We start from the raw sequence: 20,726 nt of genomic DNA on the forward strand, positions 1-20,726 counted from the left end.
TCTAATCCCCCATTAAATAAGATTAATAGCATCCTTAATCTCATCCGTGTACTCGCCAAGATCAGCGATAGTTTCGCCAATAACCTCAACCGGAACGCTCGATAGTTCAGTGGTCATCAGCCGGTAATTCTCGTCGTTGATGCGGATCTGCGGGAGCAACGTCTTATTCACTTTCTCAGACTGGTGATGCGATTCGATAAGCAGAATGACCATTCGCCGCCCTGGTGTATCGACAATAGCGCTTCGCACATCGACAAATATTTTGCAATGACTAACTCGTTTGTATTGATAAACAAAAACTACACGATCACCAGTTCCTGTTTTCATCAGAGAGAGGACTATGCTGTGCGATAAATTTGGCGACTTCCTCCATTTCTTCGCGGTTTTCCTTCTTTCATGCCTCAGCCTTTAGATGACTGGCTTCTTCATCTATGACGTTATTCTCCAGAACAGAAATATTTATCTAATTACCATTAGGAACCTGATAATCGTCGCTGTATACGACAATGCTAATTCGGTGTTTCATTGCCGTGCTCTTCTTTATCCAAGCGCTTTATATTTTATAGGGATCTTAGCAATGATGCTGGAGGGGTCTAGAGAAAGTAAACGGGCGATATGGATAAATTCCACGATATCTAACCTTCTTTCTCCATTCTCAACTTTAGCGATGAACGATTGAGGACGATCTAGCGCGAGTGCCAGGTTTCCCTGTGTGATGCCTTTGGCAATCCGTGCTTCACGTAATGCCTTGATAACGATTTGATATTCATCAGAGTAAATAGAAGCCATCAATTCAACCCCATAACATTTGGGATCAAATATCAGTTGCTTAGTGATTTATCCCAAAATGGGATAAATAGATGTTTGCGTTGATTACTTAATGTTATCTTTCTGTATTTTATGCACTATTTTTTCTAAAACTGTGGATGCATCTACAGATAGCAGGTGAGCTATGTGGGCAAATTCGACAACATCCAGCCTGCGTTCCCCATTCTCGATTTTGGCTACAAAGGACTGAGGTCGACCTAAAGCATTGGCTAAATTTTCTTGGGTTATGCCTTGCTTGATTCTGGCTTCCCGCAAAATTTTTATAACTGATTGATATTCTAATGAATAAATCGATGCCATTTTGGTGACCTTGATTGATATCCCAAAATCGAATATCAACCATTTTCTTTTTTATCCCAAAATGGGATAATCGAATTGGTTCATCTAGAGGGAGAGGTTAGATAAATGGATAAGCACGATTGGCATCCGGCAGACATCATTGCCGGGTTAAGAAAGCGAGGCACAACGCTGGCGGCGGTATCAAGAGCATCTGGATTAGCGTCTTCAACACTCGCTAACGCATTGATAAGACATTGGCCGAAAGGTGAGAGATTAATTGCTGGTGCATTGGGAAAGCAGCCGAAGGATATCTGGCCGTCACGCTATCAGGATATGAGCCAGAATCATGGGGAAGGGGAGACGCAATAATCCCTTCGTAGATAATCAAACCTGGTTCCCCAAAAGCAAAAAACCAGCCTGTAGGCTGGTTTTTCTGAATAAGTGGTGCCCGGACTCGGAATCATTCAGCTTTCTATTAAGTTGAAATGTAGCATAAATTTTAACCGTGACTGTTGTCAAGACCCGTAGGTTGGCCCGTGTTTTCATAGATAGATTAGAATGATGGGATGCATATATGCGAAAAACGCCCGGTTCGTTCCTTCGGTTCGATTCCCAGGCTACAAATCGTAATGATATAAGCCTTATGCAAACTGTATAATTATTCTCCAGAAGGAACCGCGAGGGATGACATTATGTCGTCATCAAAAGACGTTTCTGCTAAACGCGTGGCATTAAATTTACGTACCGAGCCTGATGAACAAGCCGTTACTGAGGAGACGTTGATCGATCAGCCGATTATCATGGCAGGTCCAGATGCTTATCAGGAATTCCTCGTCCGCTTGGATCAGCCTCCTGCACCAAATGCCTCACTTTGCAACACCATGCAAACACTTGCACCGTGGGAACAGAAAAAATGAGCTCAGCCCCTGAGCCACCCCACGCCGCATTGGAAGGTTCATGCGAGCAGAGACCTAAATGCGCTCTCTAATTTGTTGTATTGTCTTTCCCTTTGACCAATAGGGAAGACAATAGTAGTGAAAAAACGTATAAAAAAGATACTGTTAAGTAAAGCGTTGGATAAGTATTTTTCCACGGTTTCGCGACATAAACGAGGACAATTGCAGGAGTTCTATCGAATCAATGTTATCAAGCGTTCGCGTTTGGCTAATAGAAATATGGATGAAATTTCATCCATAGACATTGCAGAATATAGAGATAATAGATTATCGGAATTTAACGCCAGAACGCAAAAGCCGATAAGTGCGAATACTGTGCGACTGGAATTAGCATTGTTATCGGCGCTTTATAATCTGGCAAAAGTTGAGTGGGGCACATGCTCTATAAACCCTGTTGAAAATGTTCGCAAGCCTACCGTATCGTCAGGCCGTACCCGAAGGTTAACCACTCAGGAAGAACGACAGCTAACCAGATACTTCAAAGATAAAAATCCTGAATTATTGGCTATTTTTCAGATCGCATTGGAAACGGGAATGCGGCAAGGCGAAATTTTGTCGTTGAGATGGGAATATACCGATCTTCGCCTTGGTGTTGCCCATTTGCCTTTGACGAAAAATGGGACATCGCGAGACGTTCCATTATCATCAAAAGCACGGCAAATTCTGTGTGGCTTGGGTGAACGGCCACATCATGAGAATGGCTATATTTTTAGCTACACGTCGAGTGGGTTTAAAAGCGCATGGCGTGTGGCTTTGAAGGCTCTGGCTATCGACGATCTACATTTTCACGATCTCAGACATGAGGCAATCAGCCGATTCTTTGAACTGGGAACGTTAAATGTTATGGAAGTGGCTGCGATATCAGGTCATAAATCAATGAATATGTTGAAACGCTATACCCACCTTCGTGCAACACACCTCGTGAGCAAACTGGATGCACATAAGAAACAGGCTAAAAAACTAGCATCCATCTTTGTTCCTTACCCAGCGGATATTGATGTCGATGATACAACGGTTACACTGAAATTTTCCGATCTTGATAACCTGTCTGTGACGGCTTCAACGCATGATGATGCCTTGAAAATTGCCTCTGTGGAATTACTTCGATTTCAGGCTATAGCAGCGAAAAACGGTAAGAGGCTTCCGCCACCCGGCGCTATCTCAGTGAATTCGGTTGATAGGGTTCTTATCAGCCCACTGTAGCGATGCAGATAACCTTTAGATGACGATGTTGAGCTAAATATCGTCATTTTTTATGTCGGGAACCTCGACTAACCAAACTGTCTATTCAGACGACGTGTTTTACATATCACACTGATAATCCGGTGCGGCATCAGGCAAAATCAGCAGGCATCCCCACTCTGAAGTGCTAAATTAAGTTTTGCTATCGACTCAATGACTCGTAACATCCATATGTTATGTACAACATCACTAAAACACACCGGATTATCAGTATGGCAAATGAACGTATTACTGAATATAACGCTAAACAGAAAGAAAATGCGGAACAACGTTGCAGTATTGATGCTTTTGCTAAGGGCCGACAGGATGAATTTTTTTCATCACTTTCCGATATCAGCAACGACCTCTTTGAGATCCCGAGTACAACTCCGAATTTCCGTACTGAACTGGCTGGTCAGCTTGCCGAACTAATTCCAGAGATTGTTGCTGATGGCAAGCTGGATGTTGAAAAACTTCGTGAACTGCTGGCCGATGATATGGCTGACAGTAATGAACGCTTTGGATTGTTCTGGCCGGGCAAAAGGTGCGCGTTGCGTGCCGCACAGGCACCGACTACTGCAACACTGAAACCAGACTTAGCCAACTCAAAAGACTGGGATACGACGCAGAATGCGTTTATTGAGGGAGACAATCTCGAAGTACTGAAGATCCTGCAACGACACTATCACAACAAGGTCAAGCTGATTTATATCGACCCGCCTTACAACACCGGCAAGGATTTTGTTTATCCCGATAACTACAAAGAGGGGCTGGGCAGCTATCTGGAGTGGACGCGGCAGGTGAACGAGGAAGGTAAGAAAGTTTCCACCAATAGCGAGACCGAGGGGCGCTACCACTCTAACTGGTTGAACATGATGTACCCGCGCCTTAAGTTAGCCCGTAATCTGCTCACCGATGATGGAGTGATTTTTATATCAATTGATGATATTGAACATGCGCATCTTTTTAAGATTTGCGATGAGGTTTTTGGGGAAAATAATCTGATTGCAAACATTATTTGGCGTTCAAGGACGTCAATTTCAGACGATCACGAAGTATCAAGAAATCACAACCATATTCTTGCATATGCCAGAAGCAAATCAGCCTTGCAGTTTTATGGTGATGCGCTAGATGAGTCTGAATACAGCAATCCTGATAACGATCCTAGAGGTCCGTGGAAACCAGTGCCTCTTGATGCCAATAAACCTGGCGGTGATACGATGTATTCAGTAATAAATCCTAATACAGGTGTCGAGCATTTTCCGCCACAAGGAAGATCCTGGTCAATAAACAGCAAAGATATGAGAAGGCTAATCAACGACGAACGTGTTTCATTTGGTCGTGATGGAAAAACAGGCCCAAAACGAAAATTGTTCTATCTGGAGCGTATAGCGCGTGGAGATACCAAAACGCCAAGTTCTGTGTTACTGGATGCTGGTACAACGAAGGATGGAACAAAGGAAATTGCTGCTCTCTTTGGTTCAAAAGGGATATTCGATTATCCAAAACCGACTTCTCTCCTGAAGCGTTTACTTCAATGGGGAACATCGCGGGACAAAGAGTCCATAATTCTCGATTTCTTTGCCGGCAGTGCCACCACTGCCCACGCCGTAATGCAGCTTAATGCTGAAGACAACGGCAAGCGTCGCTTTATCATGGTACAACTACCTGAACCTACTCCTGAAGCTTCAGAAGCGCGCAAGGCAGGCTTTGCCACTATTGCTGATATCTCGCGCAAGCGCATCGAACTAGCGGGCGAGAAAATAAAATCCGATGTTGCAGAAAGCAATATAGATACCGGCTTCCGCGCCTATAAGCTGACGGACACCAATTTCACCAAATGGCGCGTCACCAGCGATATCGAACCTGACAAGCTAACCCAGCATTTGCTCGACCTGCGTGGCAGTAGCGTTGATGATGCCAGTCCCGATGACCTGCTTACTGAGCTGCTGTTGAAACTCGGCTATTCGTTGAACGAACATCTCAGTATGCAGACTATCGCCGGGCTGGACATCCATGCCATCGCTGGCGATACCGATAAGCCACGCCTGCTAGCCTACTTAAACGAGCGAACCAAACCCTCATTGGAACAATTGCGGGAACTGGTGAATGCCGAACCTACGCGCCTGATCGTTCTGGAAGATGTTTTCCACGGCGACGATGAATTGAAAACCAATATTGCTCAATATGCCAGAAGCAAAGGTATTGAGCTGAGGACGGCGTGATGAACCATCATTCTCAAAATACGGGCTTTCAATTTGATTCGCAGCAGCAATATCAGCTTGATGCCATCAACGCCGTGGTGGATTTGTTCGATGGTCAGCCAAAGGATGCCGACAAGATCGCGATTGCCTTGCGTGGCAATGTTGCCAGTCGGGAAGGTGAACTGGATTTAGGCATCGAACAGGAGATCGGCGCTATCGGCAATAATCTGGTACTGGATGAAGGCACTATCCTTGCTAACTTACAAACGGTACAGGATCGCAACGGGCTGGAAGTAAGCGAAAAGCTGGTTGATGACAAACTGGATTTCGACATCGAAATGGAGACCGGTACGGGCAAAACTTACGTTTATCTGCGTACTGTTTTCGAACTGGCAAAGAAATATGGTTTCACCAAGTTTATCGTCCTGGTTCCCAGCGTCGCCATCCGTGAGGGGGTTAACACCAGCATTCGTCTGATGCGGGAGCACTTCCGCAGTCTCTATCCGGCGCAGCCTTTCGATGCAAATGTCTACCGCGGCGATAAGGCTGAGGAAGTACAAGCCTTTACTACTGCGACTAATGTGCAAATCTTAGTCATGACGATTGATGCGGTACGTAGTGACAAGAATAAAAACGAGAATAAGCGCATTATTCACAAACCTTACGATAAGCTTAATGGCTTGCGGCCGTTGGATTATCTGAAAGGCACGCGTCCTGTGGTGATCATGGATGAACCACAAAATATGGAATCACTGCTATCGCAGTCTGCTGTGGGTGATTTTGACCCCGTGTTCACGCTACGCTACTCAGCTACGCATAAGCAACGGCGAAATCTGGTTTACCGGCTCGATCCGGTTGACGCGCACGATCTCGGTTTGGTGAAACAGATCGTCGTGGCTGAAGTCGCACAGCACGGTGCGGATGTGGCTCCTTACGTCAAGTTGCTCGAAGTGAAAGACACGAAAGCCGCGAAGCTTGAACTGGCTTGCCGCAAGGCCGATGGCTCTATCGCGCGCCGTAGCAAAAAGGTCAAACCGCATCAGGAATTGTCAGACGTCACTGGAAATCCGGCTTATGCAGGCTGGCGTATTAATGCGTTGAGCATCGCCGCTTTCGGTGAATCAGCCAGTATTGAACTGACGCCGAACGGAAACCTGCTGCATGAAGGCGAATCCCTCGGGGGCGCAACGGGCGCGATTTACAAGGAGATGATTCGGGAAACCGTGCGTGAGCATTTGCGCAAGGAAGCGATGTTGCACCCGAAGGGGATTAAAGTATTGAGTCTGTTTTTCGTAGACAAAGTGGCGAGTTTTCTCGGCGACGGGGTCAATAACGAAGATGCAAACGGCGAGTTTACCAAGTGGTTCGATGAGGTGTTCAGAGAAGAGCGTAGCAAGTCTGACGTCTACCAAAAATTGCTGCCGCAGGATCCTGGCGAGTTACGGCGGGCGTATTTTTCCCAATTGAAAATGCGTGGTGGCACGACCTTTGTGGATTCATCTGGTACGGCGGTCAAAGACGATGACGCTTACAAACTCATCATGCAAGATAAGCAGCGCTTGCTGGATGGTGATGAGCCTGTGCGCTTCATCTTTAGCCATTCCGCACTGCGCGAGGGCTGGGACAATCCTAACGTGTTTCAGATTTGTACGCTGCGTGAAATGGGCGCGGAAACGGAACGTCGGCAAACCTTGGGACGTGGTCTGCGCCTGCCAGTGACGAAAACAGTAAAAGGCTATGAGCGTGTTTCCGATCGTAGCGTTGCACAACTCACGGTAGTTGCTAACGAGTCTTATGCTACGTTCGCTCAGAACCTGCAAGCTGAATACAGGGAGGCAGGGGTAGCCATCGGACAGGTACGCCCCAATGAATTTGCCAAGTTGATGAAACGGGATCCTCATGGTGCGATGACCGATGACATGCTGGGGTTCAGGATGTCTTCTGCCATATTCAAGCATCTGGAAAATGCAGGATTCATCAAGGATGGTAAGACAACTTCCATGTTTCTGCCGGATGCAGCAGGATTTTCATTACATTTGCCAACTGAGTTCAGGCCCTACGAAACAGATATTATCCACTGCATCCTTAATGCGGGTATTGAGAAATATGTGAAGCCCGTAAGTGCGCGGGCCAAACGGAAATTCAACAAAGAGCTCTACGCCTCGCCGGATTTTGAGAGGCTTTGGAGCGCTATCAGCCAGAAAACCACTTATCGGGTGACAGTTAAACACCCTATGCTGGTTGAGACGTGCATAAAGGCGATCAAGGCTGAACCCAAAATCCAGCCGTTACGTATTGATGTCACTCGTGCTGGTGTCAGGGTGCTACGTGGCGGCACGCAAGGGCTAGAACTGGGGGCACGAACTGTTGATCTCAAAGGCAGTTATGACCTGCCGGACATTATCGGTGAGTTGCAGCAAGGTACGTCTCTTACACGCAAGACGCTGGTGGATATTCTCATTGGTAGCGGAAGATTGGATGAGTTCATTGCCAATCCGAACGACTTCATGGCGATGGTACGCCGTTGCGTAGAGGGTGAACTACAGCGCGTCATTGTTGAAGGCGTTCAGTATGAAAAGATCGGCGGCTCCATCTATGAACTCCGCGAGTTGCAAGCCGATGGCCTTGCCGAAAAGGATTTCTTCAAAGAGCATTTGTACCGCGTCGAACACCCTGAGAAAACCGATTTTGATTACGTCGTGTTTGATGGCGGGCCGGACAGCCCGGAGCGAAAGTTCGCCGAGTTTCTCGATCACCGCGAGGATATCAGGCTGTTTATGAAGCTTCCTCCAAGATTCCAGATCGACACGCCGGTTGGCCCTTATAACCCCGACTGGGCCATCATCAAATCCGAAGAAGGCGAGGATCGAATCTACATGGTGCGTGAAACCAAGAGCACTATGGATGAACAAAAAAGGAGACCCTCCGAAAATGCCAAAATCAAGTCTGCCGAGGCACACTTCAGAGAAATTGGCATCGAGTATGCGGTTTCAGTACCTGAACAGTGGAATATCTGAGTGTCTGCTGTAGCGGTATGGGCCTGTGAGGAATAGGCTGGATAATCAGTGGTAAACCTGCCTCTTTGACGGCAGGTTTACCAGATTTCTGTATCAGGAGATTACATGAGATACAGCCTCACGAATTATTGACCAGTCTTTATTTTCAACCCAGACAAAGAGGCATCGACCCTCACTGCGTCTGGCCCACAGTTCTCCGATTCGTTTCTTTTCTCGGCTATCTCGGGTATCACTGATATGCGATCCTTTATACTCAACAGCAACGAGTGGGCCATTGCTCATTTGTATCAAAAAGTCAGGATAGAATCGGTCTGAGGCCGTTTGCAACCAGAAAGAGGTTGGTTTTTTCTCCACATTACGTAACCACCAATCGACACCCTCGAGCCTGTTGGCAATAAATTCGGCACATTCAAATTCTTCTCCAACATCTTTCAGATTACCTATAACGGGATAGAAATGACGTTTGAGCTGAATAAACCCTGCATAACGAAAATCGTAAGCATATCGCCCAGGCTCCAACGAAACGGCATGTTCGTCTAGCACTGCGAATTGTGATTCGTCATCAAACAAGTCGTTGAAGATGCGTTGCTTGGCGAGCACTAGCCCTGCTGCCATTTTTCGTTCCAACGCACCGCGCAAACGAAACTTTCGGTAGGCCAATTCGTCCAGAGAGAACTCTCTTTTTTCCAACAAATAATCAACCACTACATTGATCCATGCGACCTTTTTGTCCCGTTCGGAATAAGGGAAAGGTAGATTGCGGTCCAGCCAATAGATCAGATCAGTAGCTTCCCAGCCATGTTCTTTACCGAATAATGCCAGTTGATTATCTAATCGTTCATAAACACTACATTCGATTTTCTCTAATTGAGAAATATTTAATGCAGCGCGATACATGGTTTCTACATCATGGGTGAATTCGCTATCAGAAAGCACTGGGTCAAAATCCTCTATTTCCCAGTCAGCATCTAAAAGTGGAGTTTCATCAAACACATCAAAGAACCCAGATTGTCGGTATGTGAGTAAAGGTATATGCGCAGTATGTCCCCGATCTGCGGGTGTTATTTCCTTTTGTAGTGATGCATTTTGTCTGGATGACGCCATTTCAAGCCGGTTGAGAATGTCTTTAGCAATTTCTGGATGCTTGAATGTGTCGGCCAATTGTTGGATCTGTTTATTATTAGCGCCACCTTTTAATGTCAGAGTACCGCTCTCTGGTGAGATCTCTAGCTTGTCACGAAGTGATTTCGGTAAGGTTTCCAGAGCGCTTTCATCTGGAAGGACGAGACTATTATCGGATTCGGGTAAAGGAATAACCAAATCGCCTTGGGGCGCGAAGAGATCTCCTGTTGATGGCGGTTCTCCGTGGGTTTGAATCAAACTTTGTGTTTCGAGCCGTTCAAAACCACTTTGAACTAATCCATCACGCAATCCCTGAACTGTTGCCGCAAATTCTGATGATACGACGTAGGCATAACAACGATTAAGTGCCTCATGTAATTTTCTTTTAACATGCGGCATACGTAATATTCGGCCGAGGATTTGTTCTACCGCCGTAGCGGAAGTAGTATTGCGGAAAGAGAATAGTACATACGCAAAAGGGCAATCCCATCCTTCACGTAGTTTATCGACAGTAATGATGAACTGAGGATAGTCAGGATCCCCCGGTTTTTTACCCGATAATTCATCGTGAGCTCCTGTCGCTACAGCTATGGTATCAGCGGGTATGTTGAAATCATTAATCAGATGCTGTTTAACGCGCTCCGGCGTAAATGTCTCTTGCTCTTTTGCTTGGCGCTCGGCTTGTATCAACATCACAACAGGTTTGATTACTTCACCGGTTTGCTGGAATTCCTGAGCAGCCTCTTCTTCCAACTGCCGTAGTCGGCTAATAGCTTCTGCCATAGACCGCTGCCATTCTGGATGAACAGTGAGCTCCAAAGGTAACTTCAGCATATCTTCCGCTTGCAAGGTTGCAGCGGAGACACTCCTGAGGACATTGGATGGTTGATTCGCACGGTCAGGGGTGGCGGTCAACTCAAGTATGCACGCGGGGTTAAAGCGGACAAGAGTGTCGACAGCCAAGGGTGTTCCCTGATTATGCGCTTCATCAACAATAACAAAAGGGTGGCGTAGCCGGATGACATCCATGAGTGAATGTTCCCCCTTTTGTTCTGACGAAGTACCAGAGAAATGCGGCATTAGGCTGCCGTTTTGACGATAGACTCTCAAACCATCGTCAGTATCTCGCTTAAAACTCTGCATCGTGGCGACGATAATTGTGTTTCCGGTATTTAACGTGGCTGGTTGTATATATAAAGCTTCGTGAATATCCAACACATGTACTGAACCGAACAGATCACGCATATCTTGATATAGTAGTTCCCCGGGCGTTTTCAGTGAGTGAAGTGTTTGTTCACGAATGGGATCTGATGGAACCAGCCATAAGATTAGGGCGTGCTCTATACCAAGAAAATATTCGTTAACGCGTTTTATCGACTGACCGGCGATACGGGTTTTCCCGCCACCGGTTGGAACCCGTAAACAAATATAAGGTATCGCTTCTGCGCCAGGTAAGGGGTAATAAGGCAGTGCTCGGCCGAAACCTTTGAGTGTGAATTCGCGGAAAGCCTCTGCTGGATCTTGCAATTCCCTACAGCGGGAAAGGTACGAAGAGAAATCATCAAGAAGTTGTTCCTGGTATGATTTCAGACTGTTCAGAGCCATGTTTTCACCGCCAGTTCATAGGGAAGTTGATGGAAGGTAATGTCTAACTGATTGAGTTTCTTCTTATCAAACCGGGAGCGAGCACCATATACGACTCGCGTACCGGAAAAATGTGGTGGAGTGATTTCATCAAGAAACTTCAGGGAACGATGATTAAGAACATTACCGCCAATATCTGAGCGATCTTTCAATATGCCGTTGTACAGAAGAAAGACGGCTTTTTCCTGATGTACACCGAGGAATGGTGTGGCTGGCTGTTCCTTGGCTAAAGGTGATACCGTTAAGCCTGAGCCGGTTTCCATAAACCAGATAAATTCACGTAGTTGATTGAATGTCACATCATGGCGAATAGGGCCATTCGGTAGAAATAATGGGTCTTTAGAAAGACGAAAATATTTGAAACCACCATATAATGGGGCAGTATATTTTCCTTTGGCATTTTTATATCCCGCACAGATACGCCTTACTCTTTCTGATGTTACATTTTTTGAGATATTTTCATCCATTTCTACGAGAATAAATTTACGATTCCCGCCATCTTCGGAGTTTTGTTGTAATACTGCGTGAGCCGTAGTTCCTGAACCAGCAAAACTATCTAAAATAATGTCATTTTTACTGGTTGAGAAAGATATAAGATCTTTTATTATCTGAGTTGTTTTAGGATAGTCAAAATGACGTTTGCTCTCAGGGAAAATGTCTTTAATTTCATTTGTTCCTGTCCTACCATCAAGCTCATAAACACTAGATAACTTTGCCTGATAATCTTTAAGATAAACCTTTAGCTCAATAATCTTGGTTTCATCTTTACCAAAAATGATGCGTTCCTCTTCAATAAGCCTATGCATTGTTTCTTGTGGGAAACGATATCCCATCAAAGGCTCTTTACACGGTTTTTTAGTCACTGGGTGAATAACATCGTAGCGATAACCTTCTTTCCCTGGGTTGTGAACACCACGAATTCCTGTATATATTCCATGTTCATCTATAAACTTATAGTCTTGAAATGGCCATATGTATGGTTTATTATCCTTTAACCAATTTCTGAAGTTAATATCTCTGTTTTCTTGGTCTATTGTTTTGGATAAAATTAATTTTTCTATCTCAAGCATTTTTTCTTTACTTGCTATAGTGGATGATTTCCAGATTCTATCCAATTGTGATTTTTTTCGTGCAAAACAAACTATATATTCATGCTCAGGAACAATTCTAGTTGGATTATTGTCTGTGGCATTTTTCCATGCTATCGTGCCGACGATATTTTCCGTTCCAAATATTTCATCCATTAATAGTCGTAATGATGAAATTTCGTTATCGTCAATAGATACAAAAATAACACCATCATTACGAAGAAATTGTTTTAACAATACTAATCTGGGATACATCATGCATAGCCAGCGGTCATGACGATCTAAAGTTTCACCTTCTTTACCGACAACCTCCCCTAACCATTTTCTAATTTCAGGGCTATTGACGTTATCGTTGTATACCCAACCTTCATTTCCAGTATTATAAGGGGGTCGATATAAATACATTTAACTTGGCCTGCATAACGTGGTAATAATGCTTTTAGTGCGTGTAGATTATCACCTTGAATAATAATATTTCCACTATCGTCTTGTCCATGTGATAAATCCGCATCATGCTCAAGCAAACGAAAGGGAACATCTTTGTGATGCTTAATAACGGCTTCTTTGCCGATCCAATTTAACGTTGGCATTAGTCAGGATCCTGTCCAATTTTATTATGCTGAGGGCAGGACTTGGGTCGTGTAATACCAGTCAGCGGATATTCAATCCGGTGCGTCTTCTAGGTAAAAATATTTTTTAAGTTGTTGTATTTAAATTAAATTTAATCAATATGGTTGAATGCCTCCGATAGGTGTTAAAATCATGCTGTTTATCATATAGCTGGCTGAGGGGCTGGCTGGAAGTGGAATGACGTCACGCACCGGATTGAATAGAAAGTTGGTTTTTATCCACATATCCATGAGTAAATACCTCAATAAGGCGGCGTCCATCAAAAGCGCGGGGTAATGGTGTTAGCTCATAGCTAAGTTATTAAATTTAATATCATTTATGAAATGCTAGTAATGTTCAGTCGGGGGAGCGCTAAACGTAAGATTCAATGCGAACACGCTGAACTCCTCTCATATCCCCCAAAACATAAGATTAATAGCATCCTTGATCTCATCTGCGTAGCCGCCAAGATCCGCAATCACTTCACCAATGACTTCGACGGGAACGCTAGATAGCTCAGTGGTCATCAGCCGATAATCTTCCCCATCGATGCGGATCAGCGGGAACAGCGTTTTATTCACTTTCTCAGACAGCTGATGCGATTCGATAAGCGGGATGACCATGCGCCGTTTTGGTGTTTCAACAATATCGCTTTGCACATCGACAAACATTTTGTAGTGGCTGGATCTTTTATATTGATAAACAATGAATTGCATGATCACCAGTTCCTGTTTTCATCCGCAAAGGAGCCATTCTGTGCGATAAATCGGGCGACTTCTTCCATCCCTTCGCGATTCTCCTTCTTCCACTCTTCAGCCCTGATGCGGCGGGCTTCTTTGCCAATGGCCTCATTCACCAGCCCGGAAATATTGACCCCGGCGGCACTCAGAACCTGATAATTGTCTTTGTCCACGGTAACGCTGACGCGGTGTTTCATGATAGTGATCCTCTTTTATGCATACTCTGAGTATATACTTCGCATGGTTGTTCAGCAATTAGCCAAGATTCAAATCCAAACCCCTCAACTCATCAACCGTATAAACCCGAAAAACATGGCGGTGCTTCGCTTCCAGCGGGATACGCTGATGGTTGACGATGGCGTATTTCACGCTATTGAACATCCGTTCAATAGCTCGCTTTATCTGTGGATTGGGCACGATGTAGAAGACATACATCCAACGTTTTTGAGTACGAGTTATCAAATGTTGGGTGATAATTGCCTGATAACGGGCCTTGGTTTTCAGATGGCGTTCATTCTCAACGGCGATGACGGTTCCGTCTGGTAACGTTATCACCCCAGCCGGGCGATGATATACCTCATAGCGGCTGAGGAATGTTGAATCAGAGCCGCTGATCCACCCATAAGCGCCTTTCTTCTCAAGAAGGAGCCGTGCTAGCTGACGATCAAGGCGCTGCATCAGCGTCCAGCCAGTGACTTTCGAGGGCTCAAACCGTGCAGGAAAACCATCCTCATGGGGTGTGACGACAACGGATAATCCGTCGTTAGTGATCCCCCACAGTGAGATTTTCTCCATCCTTGTGCAAAACGTCTGCTTTTGAATGAATCCCATGTCGATGGCCTTTGCCAGCAACAGATACAGCGGTTTGTGATTTTTATAATCAAAAAGCAGCATCAGCGTTTTAAAATCGCTGTAGGTTTCTTCTTTCAGAAAGGTGAGCAGAAGTCGCATTTTTTCGTGACTACGCGCCCGGCGTTCACGGTAATCAGAAATCAGCATGGTTCCTCCTTCGCATTTTACTGGGGTGTTCGCTCTTTCGGTTTTATCGCCTCATTGCATGGGGGAATACCTTCGCCCACTGGCATGAGTCGACGTCATGAGGCGATCTTGTGGGGATAAAGAGGTGACCGCGATGCGGTCATGTGCCGAAAAATATATTTCCCGGCACAGAACGGCGTGTGCCAGTTCATGCGGGCTGGACGCCCTTATTGCCTGGCACATGGGGGTAATATCGCGGCTGGACGCCACGCCAAAACCCCCAATGTCAACGGCGGCACACCGTCGCGCGCTACGCGCGACTACCCCCTTTGAGACGCCGTTTTTAGCCCACTTTTTCTTTTGCCCGTTCCGGTCAGCGAAAAAATGGGAAAACGCCTTCAAAGTGGGTAGTCGCGCCTCGCTACCGGCTTGTGGCCGGAGACTTAGCCACGACGGTGTGCGGGGCTGAAGCCCCCCAAATAAACCGACGCGTGGGCGCGTCTTTTTGCTCGCTGGGGCGGCAAAATTTATTCGGCTCCCCCCGGCCTGCTCGGTTTCCCCTGGGGGAAACGCTCGCCGGTGGGTTCGGACGACGCAAATGTCCCCTTTCTGCGAAAGGGCATTTACTTGCCTCACGCCACGGTTGAATGCCCGCGAAGCGCAGGTATTCAACCGCCTAACCCCGTCGCGTTCTGCGTCGTGGCTTAATGGTCTGTTGAGCGCGGTCAGCGTTGCGAAAATAAAACGTGCTGGCATATCTATCCCCACTGAAATCAGCCAGTAGGGAAGGCTATCGGGAAAGGAAGAGGTTGCCTGCAAACAACTCAATATCGGATGGGGAGAGTTATTGTTATTCAGCCACGAAAGCAAAAAAGCTCTGACCTAACGGCAGAGCTTTAATCAGGCAGAACATATTCAGATGGCTATCTGGCGGTGAGTGAATGTGCGCGTTTGTGCATATCGCTAAGGGCAGGGATGAGTAAACTGATTGCGGTTAGCCCGTGTCCCAACTGGCACAAGCTTTCTGGCGTCGATTCGCACACGTCATTATCGGCAAAGGTAATTAGCGCATCGCCAATGAAATTCAGGCAATGGCAAAGTCCGGCCTGTGTTTCGGCGCAATATTCTGTGATCAGCGAGAGTTCATCATTGTCCATGTTTGAAAAGTCCAGACGAGCCAGCGCGGCACTCATGGCGGAGTAACGGTTCTCATAATCCGGCAGTGATTGATAAGACGCGCCCGTGTTACTATCGGTGTCAGCCATAGCATTAGTCCTCATAATGTTGTGGTCAGAAGCCCGGTTAGTGTTCCTAGCACTGCCGGGCTTCGCTCTTTACTGTTGCAAAACACCATGTAATTGCGGTGTAATTACAACTATACCATGCTATGGAATTTGTAATTACAATGTCAAGTGAAAAAACAAAAACAGACCAGTATCAAATTCGACTGTCCCACGAGTTTCGTGCGCAATTAGAAGAACAAGCCCATAAGGATGGCGACAAGACATTGGCTACGTGGATCAAGCGTGTTCTGCGTAAGGAACTCCAGACGCGTGGTATTGAACCAAAAGGCTGAACGGTGATTTGAGTCAGTCGATGTAGCAAATACTAACGTGTAAGAGACGTTTGGCAGAATGCTCGAATGGTTTTACGACAACGCTCCTGACGGGTTTTCTATCACATAGAAACCCCGTCAGGAGCCAACAAGCGCAGCGCGTTAGCCAGCCGAATGACTCCGCGCATAAATATACGGTGCAACGTAGCCCTCACGGTTGACGTCCAGATAATCCGACCACCATTGCATCATTTCGATTCTGGCTTCCAGATGCTCCGCTTTATGCACATAAGCCGCCCGCACGCCGTTGCGCTCTTTGTGGCTCATCTGCCGCTCAATGGCATCCTTTGACCAGCGCCCGGACTCGTTCAGGGCGCTACACGCCATGGTTCTGAAACCATGCCCACAGATTTCGGTTTTAGTGTCATAGCCAATCACGCGCAACGCCTTGTTGATGGTGTTCTCACTCATCGGCTTGTTCAGGGTATGTGCGCCGGGAAAAACGAAGACCGATTCGCAGGAAAGCGCCTGAATCTGTTTCAGCAGGGCGACCGCCTGCCGTGACAGCGGCACCAGATGTTCATCCTTCATTTTTGCGCCACGCTCTGAAAATCTCACGTCGTCTACCGCTTCTCGCTGGGCGGGCACGCTCCAGATATGCGCTTTGAGGTTGAATTCATCCCAGCGGGCAAAACGGAGTTCGCTGGAGCGCAGAAAAACATGCAGATTCAGCTCCAGCGCCAGACGGGTCAGCATCCGGCCTTTGTAGTTCTCAATCTTCGCCAGCAGCTCAGGCAGGCGTTTAAGCGGCAGGGCGGGGTGATGTTGGGTCGCGACCGGGGTCACGACGCCATTCAAATCGTAAGCCGGATTGTATTTGATGGTGCCTTGCTGCACGGCGTAGCGCATGATTTTGGTCAGATGCTGGCGTACCCGTCCGGCGACGTCATGCACCCCTTTGTCGTCAATCGCCTTAACCAACTGCGCCAGATGGCGGGTTTCAACCTGCGCGATATCCATCGCACCAATGGAGGGGAAAACGTAGCGTTTCAGGCAGGTGAGAATTTTATCGGCGTGGGCGTCTGACCAGAGTTTCAGGCTGCTGGTGTGCCACGCCTGAGCGACATACTGAAAGGTGCGGGATTCATCAACGGCGGGGTTGTTCGTTTTGCGAAGCTGAGAAGGGCTGATGCCGGATGCCAGCAGCTTACGCGCTGCATCGCGTTTTTCACGGGCTTCCGCCAGCGTGGTTTGAGGGTAGGGGCCAAAGGCCAGACGGCTTTCTTTACCGCGGAAATACCATAGCTTAGCGCCGCTGGTGGATACCGTGAGGTACAGACCTTGCGAGTCGGTGAGTTTATAAGATTTTGCGAGAGGTTTCGCGGATCGGACTTTGCTGTCAGTTAACATATGAGGGTCACTCCCGTTCATCGAACTGAATGACCCGCAATCTGACCCACAAATTCCCCGATACGAAGGGATAAATCAAAACGCATCGGAAAAGATTTTTACGCCAAGTTATTGAATTACATACACATAGGAATTGATAAGGAGGCATAAAAAAGGAAAGGTGGTGCCCGGACTCGGAATCGAACCAAGGACACGGGGATTTTCAATCCCCTGCTCTACCGACTGAGCTATCCGGGCAACGGGGCGCATTAAACCGTATATCGTGGGGAGCGTCAACGAGTTTCTGTCATAAACGCTGCGGTTGGTCTATTTTCAGTCAGTTACCTCCATTGGCAGCCGGTTTCCGGCGTGCCGGAACGTTCCTGCGATGACGTGGCAGGCCAGACGGCGCGCGGTGTTGCGTCGATAAATACTGTCACATTCGTTTTCTTGAATTCGGCGAAAAATAATGCCACTATTGCGCGGTTTTTAACTTACCTTTCACCTGCGGTTATTAGAGGGTTGCGGATATGTCGGATTCAATGCTCATGGTACAGACGCCGTGCGCCGGATCTCTGCTGCTGTCGCCGCACCCTGAACGCCCTGCGTTAACCCCGTCCCTGTTTTCCCGATTATCCCTCGCCACCATGCGGTGAGGCGTGCTGACGCTCCCTGTTAGGCATGATTAAAAATAGAGCCGGTCTCTGATTTTACTGATGTCTATCGGACGGTGCTGGTCCCAGATGATGTGATGTTTGCCTGCGCTATCAGCGCGGGTCATACGTTTGTCGTGGTTGGCCGGCATGCTGTTCGTCGTTTTGGGCAGTAGTTGATCGGGTGCGTTACGCTTAAAGCGTGGCGTTATCCCTGCGAGGTGTCTTTTAGACACGTGCACTCATTCTTAACCGTTTGGGTTTGGTTACATGAAACAGTTAAAAATTGCGGCTAATGCGGCGGTTGCCTCCCGTCTAATCACCCTGCGTCCGGTTGTGGCGCTCAGTCAAACCGATTTTACCGACATCGCGGCCGTGGTGGTATCGGTTGAGGAGGCGCGCAGCGGCATCCTGTCGGTGATGCATCACTCCGGTTTCGGTATTCCGGCATTCGTAGTGCGGGAGTCGTGGCATACCAGTCAGGAAGTACTGCCGCCGGGCAGCGAGTGGCTGAGTCTGGATAAAGGCGGGGAGCACGCGCTCCAGTTGGAAAAAGCGGCGGCGGAGTATCAGGCGCGGTTGTTGCCGCCGTTCTTTGACACGCTGTCCAAGTATGTCGGCATGCGCAACACCACTTTTGCCTGTCCGGGTCATCAGGGCGGGGCGTTTTTTCGCAAGCATCCGGCGGGTCGCCAGTTTTTCGATTTTTACGGCGAAAACCTGTTCCGGTCCGATATCTGCAACGCGGATGTGAAGCTGGGCGATCTGCTGATTCATGAAGGGGCGGCCAAAAAGGCGCAGAAGTTCGCGGCCACCGTGTTCAACGCCGACAAAACCTACTTTGTGCTGAACGGTACCTCAGCGGCTAACAAAGTGGTGACCAACGCCTTGCTGACGCGCGGCGATCTGGTGTTGTTCGACCGCAATAACCACAAATCCAATCATCATGGTGCGCTGATTCAGGCCGGCGCGACGCCGGTTTATCTGGAAACCGCCCGCAACCCATTCGGTTTTATCGGTGGGGTGGACGCGCACTGTTTTGACGACGGCTACCTGCGTAAGCTGGTGCGCGAAGTCGCGCCAGAGCGTGCCGATGAAGCCCGTCCGTTCCGCCTGGCGGTGATTCAGCTTGGCACCTACGACGGTACTATCTATAACGCCCGGCAGGTGGTGGACAGCATCGGTCATCTGTGCGACTACATCCTGTTCGACTCCGCCTGGGTGGGATACGAGCAATTTATCCCGATGATGGAACAGTGCTCGCCGCTGTTGCTGGACCTTAACGAGAACGATCCGGGGATTTTCGTTACCCAGTCGGTGCATAAGCAGCAAGCCGGTTTCTCGCAGACTTCGCAAATTCACAAGAAAGACAACCATATTCGCGGACAGAAGCGCTTCTGCCCGCACAAACGCCTCAACAATGCGTTCATGTTGCACGCATCCACCAGCCCGTTTTATCCGTTATTCGCCGCGCTGGACGTCAACGCCAAAATGCACGAGGGGCCGAGCGGCCGCCGGTTGTGGATGGAGTGCGTCAGGCTGGGGATCGAGGCGCGCAAGCAATTGCTGGAGCATTGTTCCCTGATCAAGCCGTTCGTGCCGCCGACGGTAGGCGGTATGCGCTGGCAGGACCATGACACCGACGTGATGGCGCAGGACGTGCGTTTCTTCAACTTCGAGCCGAGCGACAACTGGCACGCCTTCGAAGGCTATGCGCAGCAACAGTATTTTGTCGACCCGTGCAAACTGCTGCTGACTACGCCGGGGATTGACGCGGTGACCGGCGCTTATACCGAATTTGGTATTCCGGCGACCATTCTCGCCAACTATCTGCGCGAACACGGCATCATTCCGGAAAAATGCGATCTTAACTCGATTTTGTTCCTGCTGACCCCGGCGGAAGACCGGGTGAAGATGGAACGTCTGGTAGCGGCGCTGGTGCAGTTCGAGCAACTGATCGAGCAGGATGCGCCGTTAAGCGAAGTCTTGCCCAACCTGTATCAGAAATATGAGCAGCGCTATACCGGTTATACCTTGCGTCGCTTGTGTCAGGAAATGCACGATTTTTACGTCAGCCACGATGTGAAGCGGCTGCAAAAAGAGATGTTCCGCAAAGCCTCTTTCCCGCAGGCGGTAGTGTTACCGCAGGATGCTCACACTGCGTATATCCGCGGCGAGGTGGATCTGGTGCCGCTGGCCGACGCGGAAGGGCGCATCGCGGCGGAAGGGGCGTTGCCTTACCCGCCGGGCGTGCTGTGCGTGGTGCCGGGGGAAATCTGGGGCGGGGCGGTGCTGCGTTATTTCCAGGCGCTGGAGGCAGGCATCAACCTGATGCCGGGTTTTGCGCCGGAATTGCAGGGCGTCTACAGCGTGGCGCAGGAAGACGGCAGCAAACGCCTGTGCGCGAATGTGATTGCTCGCTAACTGACTTGCACGGTATCAA

General features: G+C 48.1%; 19 protein-coding genes and 1 tRNA gene. 7 read left to right on the forward strand and 13 right to left on the reverse strand.

The genetic code is table 11. The annotated features are described in order from the left end of the window. Window positions 1–12: 12 nt before the first annotated feature. The 4 genes from CPA59_RS04590 to CPA59_RS04605 form a co-directional block, all read right to left on the reverse strand. Window positions 13–327, reverse strand: coding sequence for a CcdB family protein (locus CPA59_RS04590; protein ID WP_049854443.1), 315 nt, complete (start codon window positions 325–327; stop codon window positions 13–15). Next, window positions 308–373: a hypothetical protein gene (locus CPA59_RS23275; protein ID WP_369831428.1), complete on the reverse strand. Its 66-nt coding sequence runs from the start codon at window positions 371–373 to the stop codon at window positions 308–310. The genes CPA59_RS04590 and CPA59_RS23275 overlap by 20 nt, the downstream gene beginning before the upstream one ends. 167 nt (window positions 374–540) lie before the next feature. Beyond that, window positions 541–789 carry a helix-turn-helix domain-containing protein gene (locus CPA59_RS04600; protein WP_039691666.1) on the reverse strand — a complete coding sequence of 83 codons (249 nt, stop codon included), beginning with the start codon at window positions 787–789 and terminating at the stop codon, window positions 541–543. An 84-nt stretch (window positions 790–873) separates the two neighbouring features. Further along, window positions 874–1,128 carry a helix-turn-helix domain-containing protein gene (locus CPA59_RS04605; RefSeq protein WP_049854491.1) on the reverse strand — a complete coding sequence of 85 codons (255 nt, stop codon included), beginning with the start codon at window positions 1,126–1,128 and terminating at the stop codon, window positions 874–876. Between the two features lie 105 nt (window positions 1,129–1,233). On the opposite strand from CPA59_RS04605, the gene CPA59_RS04610 reads away from it, so the two are divergent. The 5 genes from CPA59_RS04610 (at window position 1,234) to CPA59_RS04630 (ending at window position 8,505) form a co-directional block, all read left to right on the forward strand. Continuing rightward, complete coding sequence (locus tag CPA59_RS04610; RefSeq protein WP_107758785.1) at window positions 1,234–1,476, forward strand: helix-turn-helix transcriptional regulator; 243 nt, start codon at window positions 1,234–1,236, stop codon at window positions 1,474–1,476. A gap of 323 nt (window positions 1,477–1,799) precedes the next feature. Beyond that, entirely contained in the window at window positions 1,800–2,024 is a 225-nt protein-coding gene (locus CPA59_RS04615) for a DUF1778 domain-containing protein (protein WP_107758786.1), read from the forward strand. Window positions 2,025–2,141: 117 nt separating this feature from the next. Further along, the gene (locus CPA59_RS04620) at window positions 2,142–3,266 is read left to right on the forward strand and encodes a site-specific integrase (RefSeq protein ID WP_038918036.1); all 1,125 of its coding nucleotides are present in this window, start codon (window positions 2,142–2,144) and stop codon (window positions 3,264–3,266) included. 251 nt (window positions 3,267–3,517) lie between these two features. Beyond that, complete coding sequence (locus tag CPA59_RS04625; protein ID WP_107758787.1) at window positions 3,518–5,509, forward strand: site-specific DNA-methyltransferase; 1,992 nt, start codon at window positions 3,518–3,520, stop codon at window positions 5,507–5,509. After that, complete coding sequence (locus tag CPA59_RS04630) at window positions 5,509–8,505, forward strand: DEAD/DEAH box helicase family protein (protein WP_107758788.1); 2,997 nt, start codon at window positions 5,509–5,511, stop codon at window positions 8,503–8,505. The genes CPA59_RS04625 and CPA59_RS04630 overlap by 1 nt, the downstream gene beginning before the upstream one ends. Window positions 8,506–8,598: 93 nt before the next feature. Here CPA59_RS04630 and CPA59_RS04635 read toward each other — a convergent pair whose 3' ends face one another. From CPA59_RS04635 to CPA59_RS04665, 7 genes are all read right to left on the reverse strand, one after another. Continuing rightward, window positions 8,599–11,232, reverse strand: a complete 2,634-nt coding sequence (locus CPA59_RS04635; protein ID WP_107758789.1) for a DEAD/DEAH box helicase — start codon at window positions 11,230–11,232, stop codon at window positions 8,599–8,601. Then, complete coding sequence (locus tag CPA59_RS04640; protein ID WP_255412265.1) at window positions 11,223–12,764, reverse strand: site-specific DNA-methyltransferase; 1,542 nt, start codon at window positions 12,762–12,764, stop codon at window positions 11,223–11,225. The genes CPA59_RS04635 and CPA59_RS04640 overlap by 10 nt, the downstream gene beginning before the upstream one ends. Then, the gene (locus tag CPA59_RS23080; protein ID WP_255412266.1) at window positions 12,674–12,949 is read right to left on the reverse strand and encodes a restriction endonuclease; all 276 of its coding nucleotides are present in this window, start codon (window positions 12,947–12,949) and stop codon (window positions 12,674–12,676) included. The genes CPA59_RS04640 and CPA59_RS23080 overlap by 91 nt, the downstream gene beginning before the upstream one ends. A 429-nt stretch (window positions 12,950–13,378) precedes the next feature. Further along, window positions 13,379–13,684: a type II toxin-antitoxin system toxin CcdB gene (gene ccdB / locus CPA59_RS04645; RefSeq protein WP_107758790.1), complete on the reverse strand. Its 306-nt coding sequence runs from the start codon at window positions 13,682–13,684 to the stop codon at window positions 13,379–13,381. 2 nt (window positions 13,685–13,686) lie between these two features. After that, window positions 13,687–13,905 carry a type II toxin-antitoxin system antitoxin CcdA gene (ccdA, locus tag CPA59_RS04650; protein ID WP_038918044.1) on the reverse strand — a complete coding sequence of 73 codons (219 nt, stop codon included), beginning with the start codon at window positions 13,903–13,905 and terminating at the stop codon, window positions 13,687–13,689. 58 nt (window positions 13,906–13,963) lie between these two features. Further along, on the reverse strand, window positions 13,964–14,707 hold the full coding sequence (mobC, locus tag CPA59_RS04655; protein WP_107758791.1) for a MobC family replication-relaxation protein: 744 nt from the start codon (window positions 14,705–14,707) through the stop codon (window positions 13,964–13,966). 902 nt (window positions 14,708–15,609) lie between these two features. Then, complete coding sequence (locus CPA59_RS04665) at window positions 15,610–15,951, reverse strand: hypothetical protein (RefSeq protein ID WP_107758793.1); 342 nt, start codon at window positions 15,949–15,951, stop codon at window positions 15,610–15,612. Between the two features lie 140 nt (window positions 15,952–16,091). On the opposite strand from CPA59_RS04665, the gene CPA59_RS22970 reads away from it, so the two are divergent. Continuing rightward, window positions 16,092–16,262: a hypothetical protein gene (locus CPA59_RS22970; RefSeq protein WP_162847981.1), complete on the forward strand. Its 171-nt coding sequence runs from the start codon at window positions 16,092–16,094 to the stop codon at window positions 16,260–16,262. 141 nt (window positions 16,263–16,403) lie between these two features. Here CPA59_RS22970 and CPA59_RS04670 read toward each other — a convergent pair whose 3' ends face one another. Further along, window positions 16,404–17,651 carry an integrase arm-type DNA-binding domain-containing protein gene (locus CPA59_RS04670; protein WP_107758794.1) on the reverse strand — a complete coding sequence of 416 codons (1,248 nt, stop codon included), beginning with the start codon at window positions 17,649–17,651 and terminating at the stop codon, window positions 16,404–16,406. Between the two features lie 161 nt (window positions 17,652–17,812). Further along, window positions 17,813–17,888: transfer RNA gene (locus tag CPA59_RS04675), tRNA-Phe, on the reverse strand. A gap of 665 nt (window positions 17,889–18,553) precedes the next feature. Here CPA59_RS04675 and CPA59_RS04680 point away from each other — a divergent pair. Continuing rightward, a complete protein-coding gene (locus CPA59_RS04680; RefSeq protein ID WP_107758795.1) occupies window positions 18,554–20,707 on the forward strand; it encodes an ornithine decarboxylase in 2,154 nt (717 codons plus the stop codon). The last annotated feature ends 19 nt before the right edge of the window (window positions 20,708–20,726 follow it).

Origin of the sequence: Dickeya sp. Secpp 1600, assembly GCF_003049805.1 — a bacterium.
GTDB classification, from domain to species: Bacteria; Pseudomonadota; Gammaproteobacteria; order Enterobacterales; family Enterobacteriaceae; genus Dickeya; species Dickeya fangzhongdai.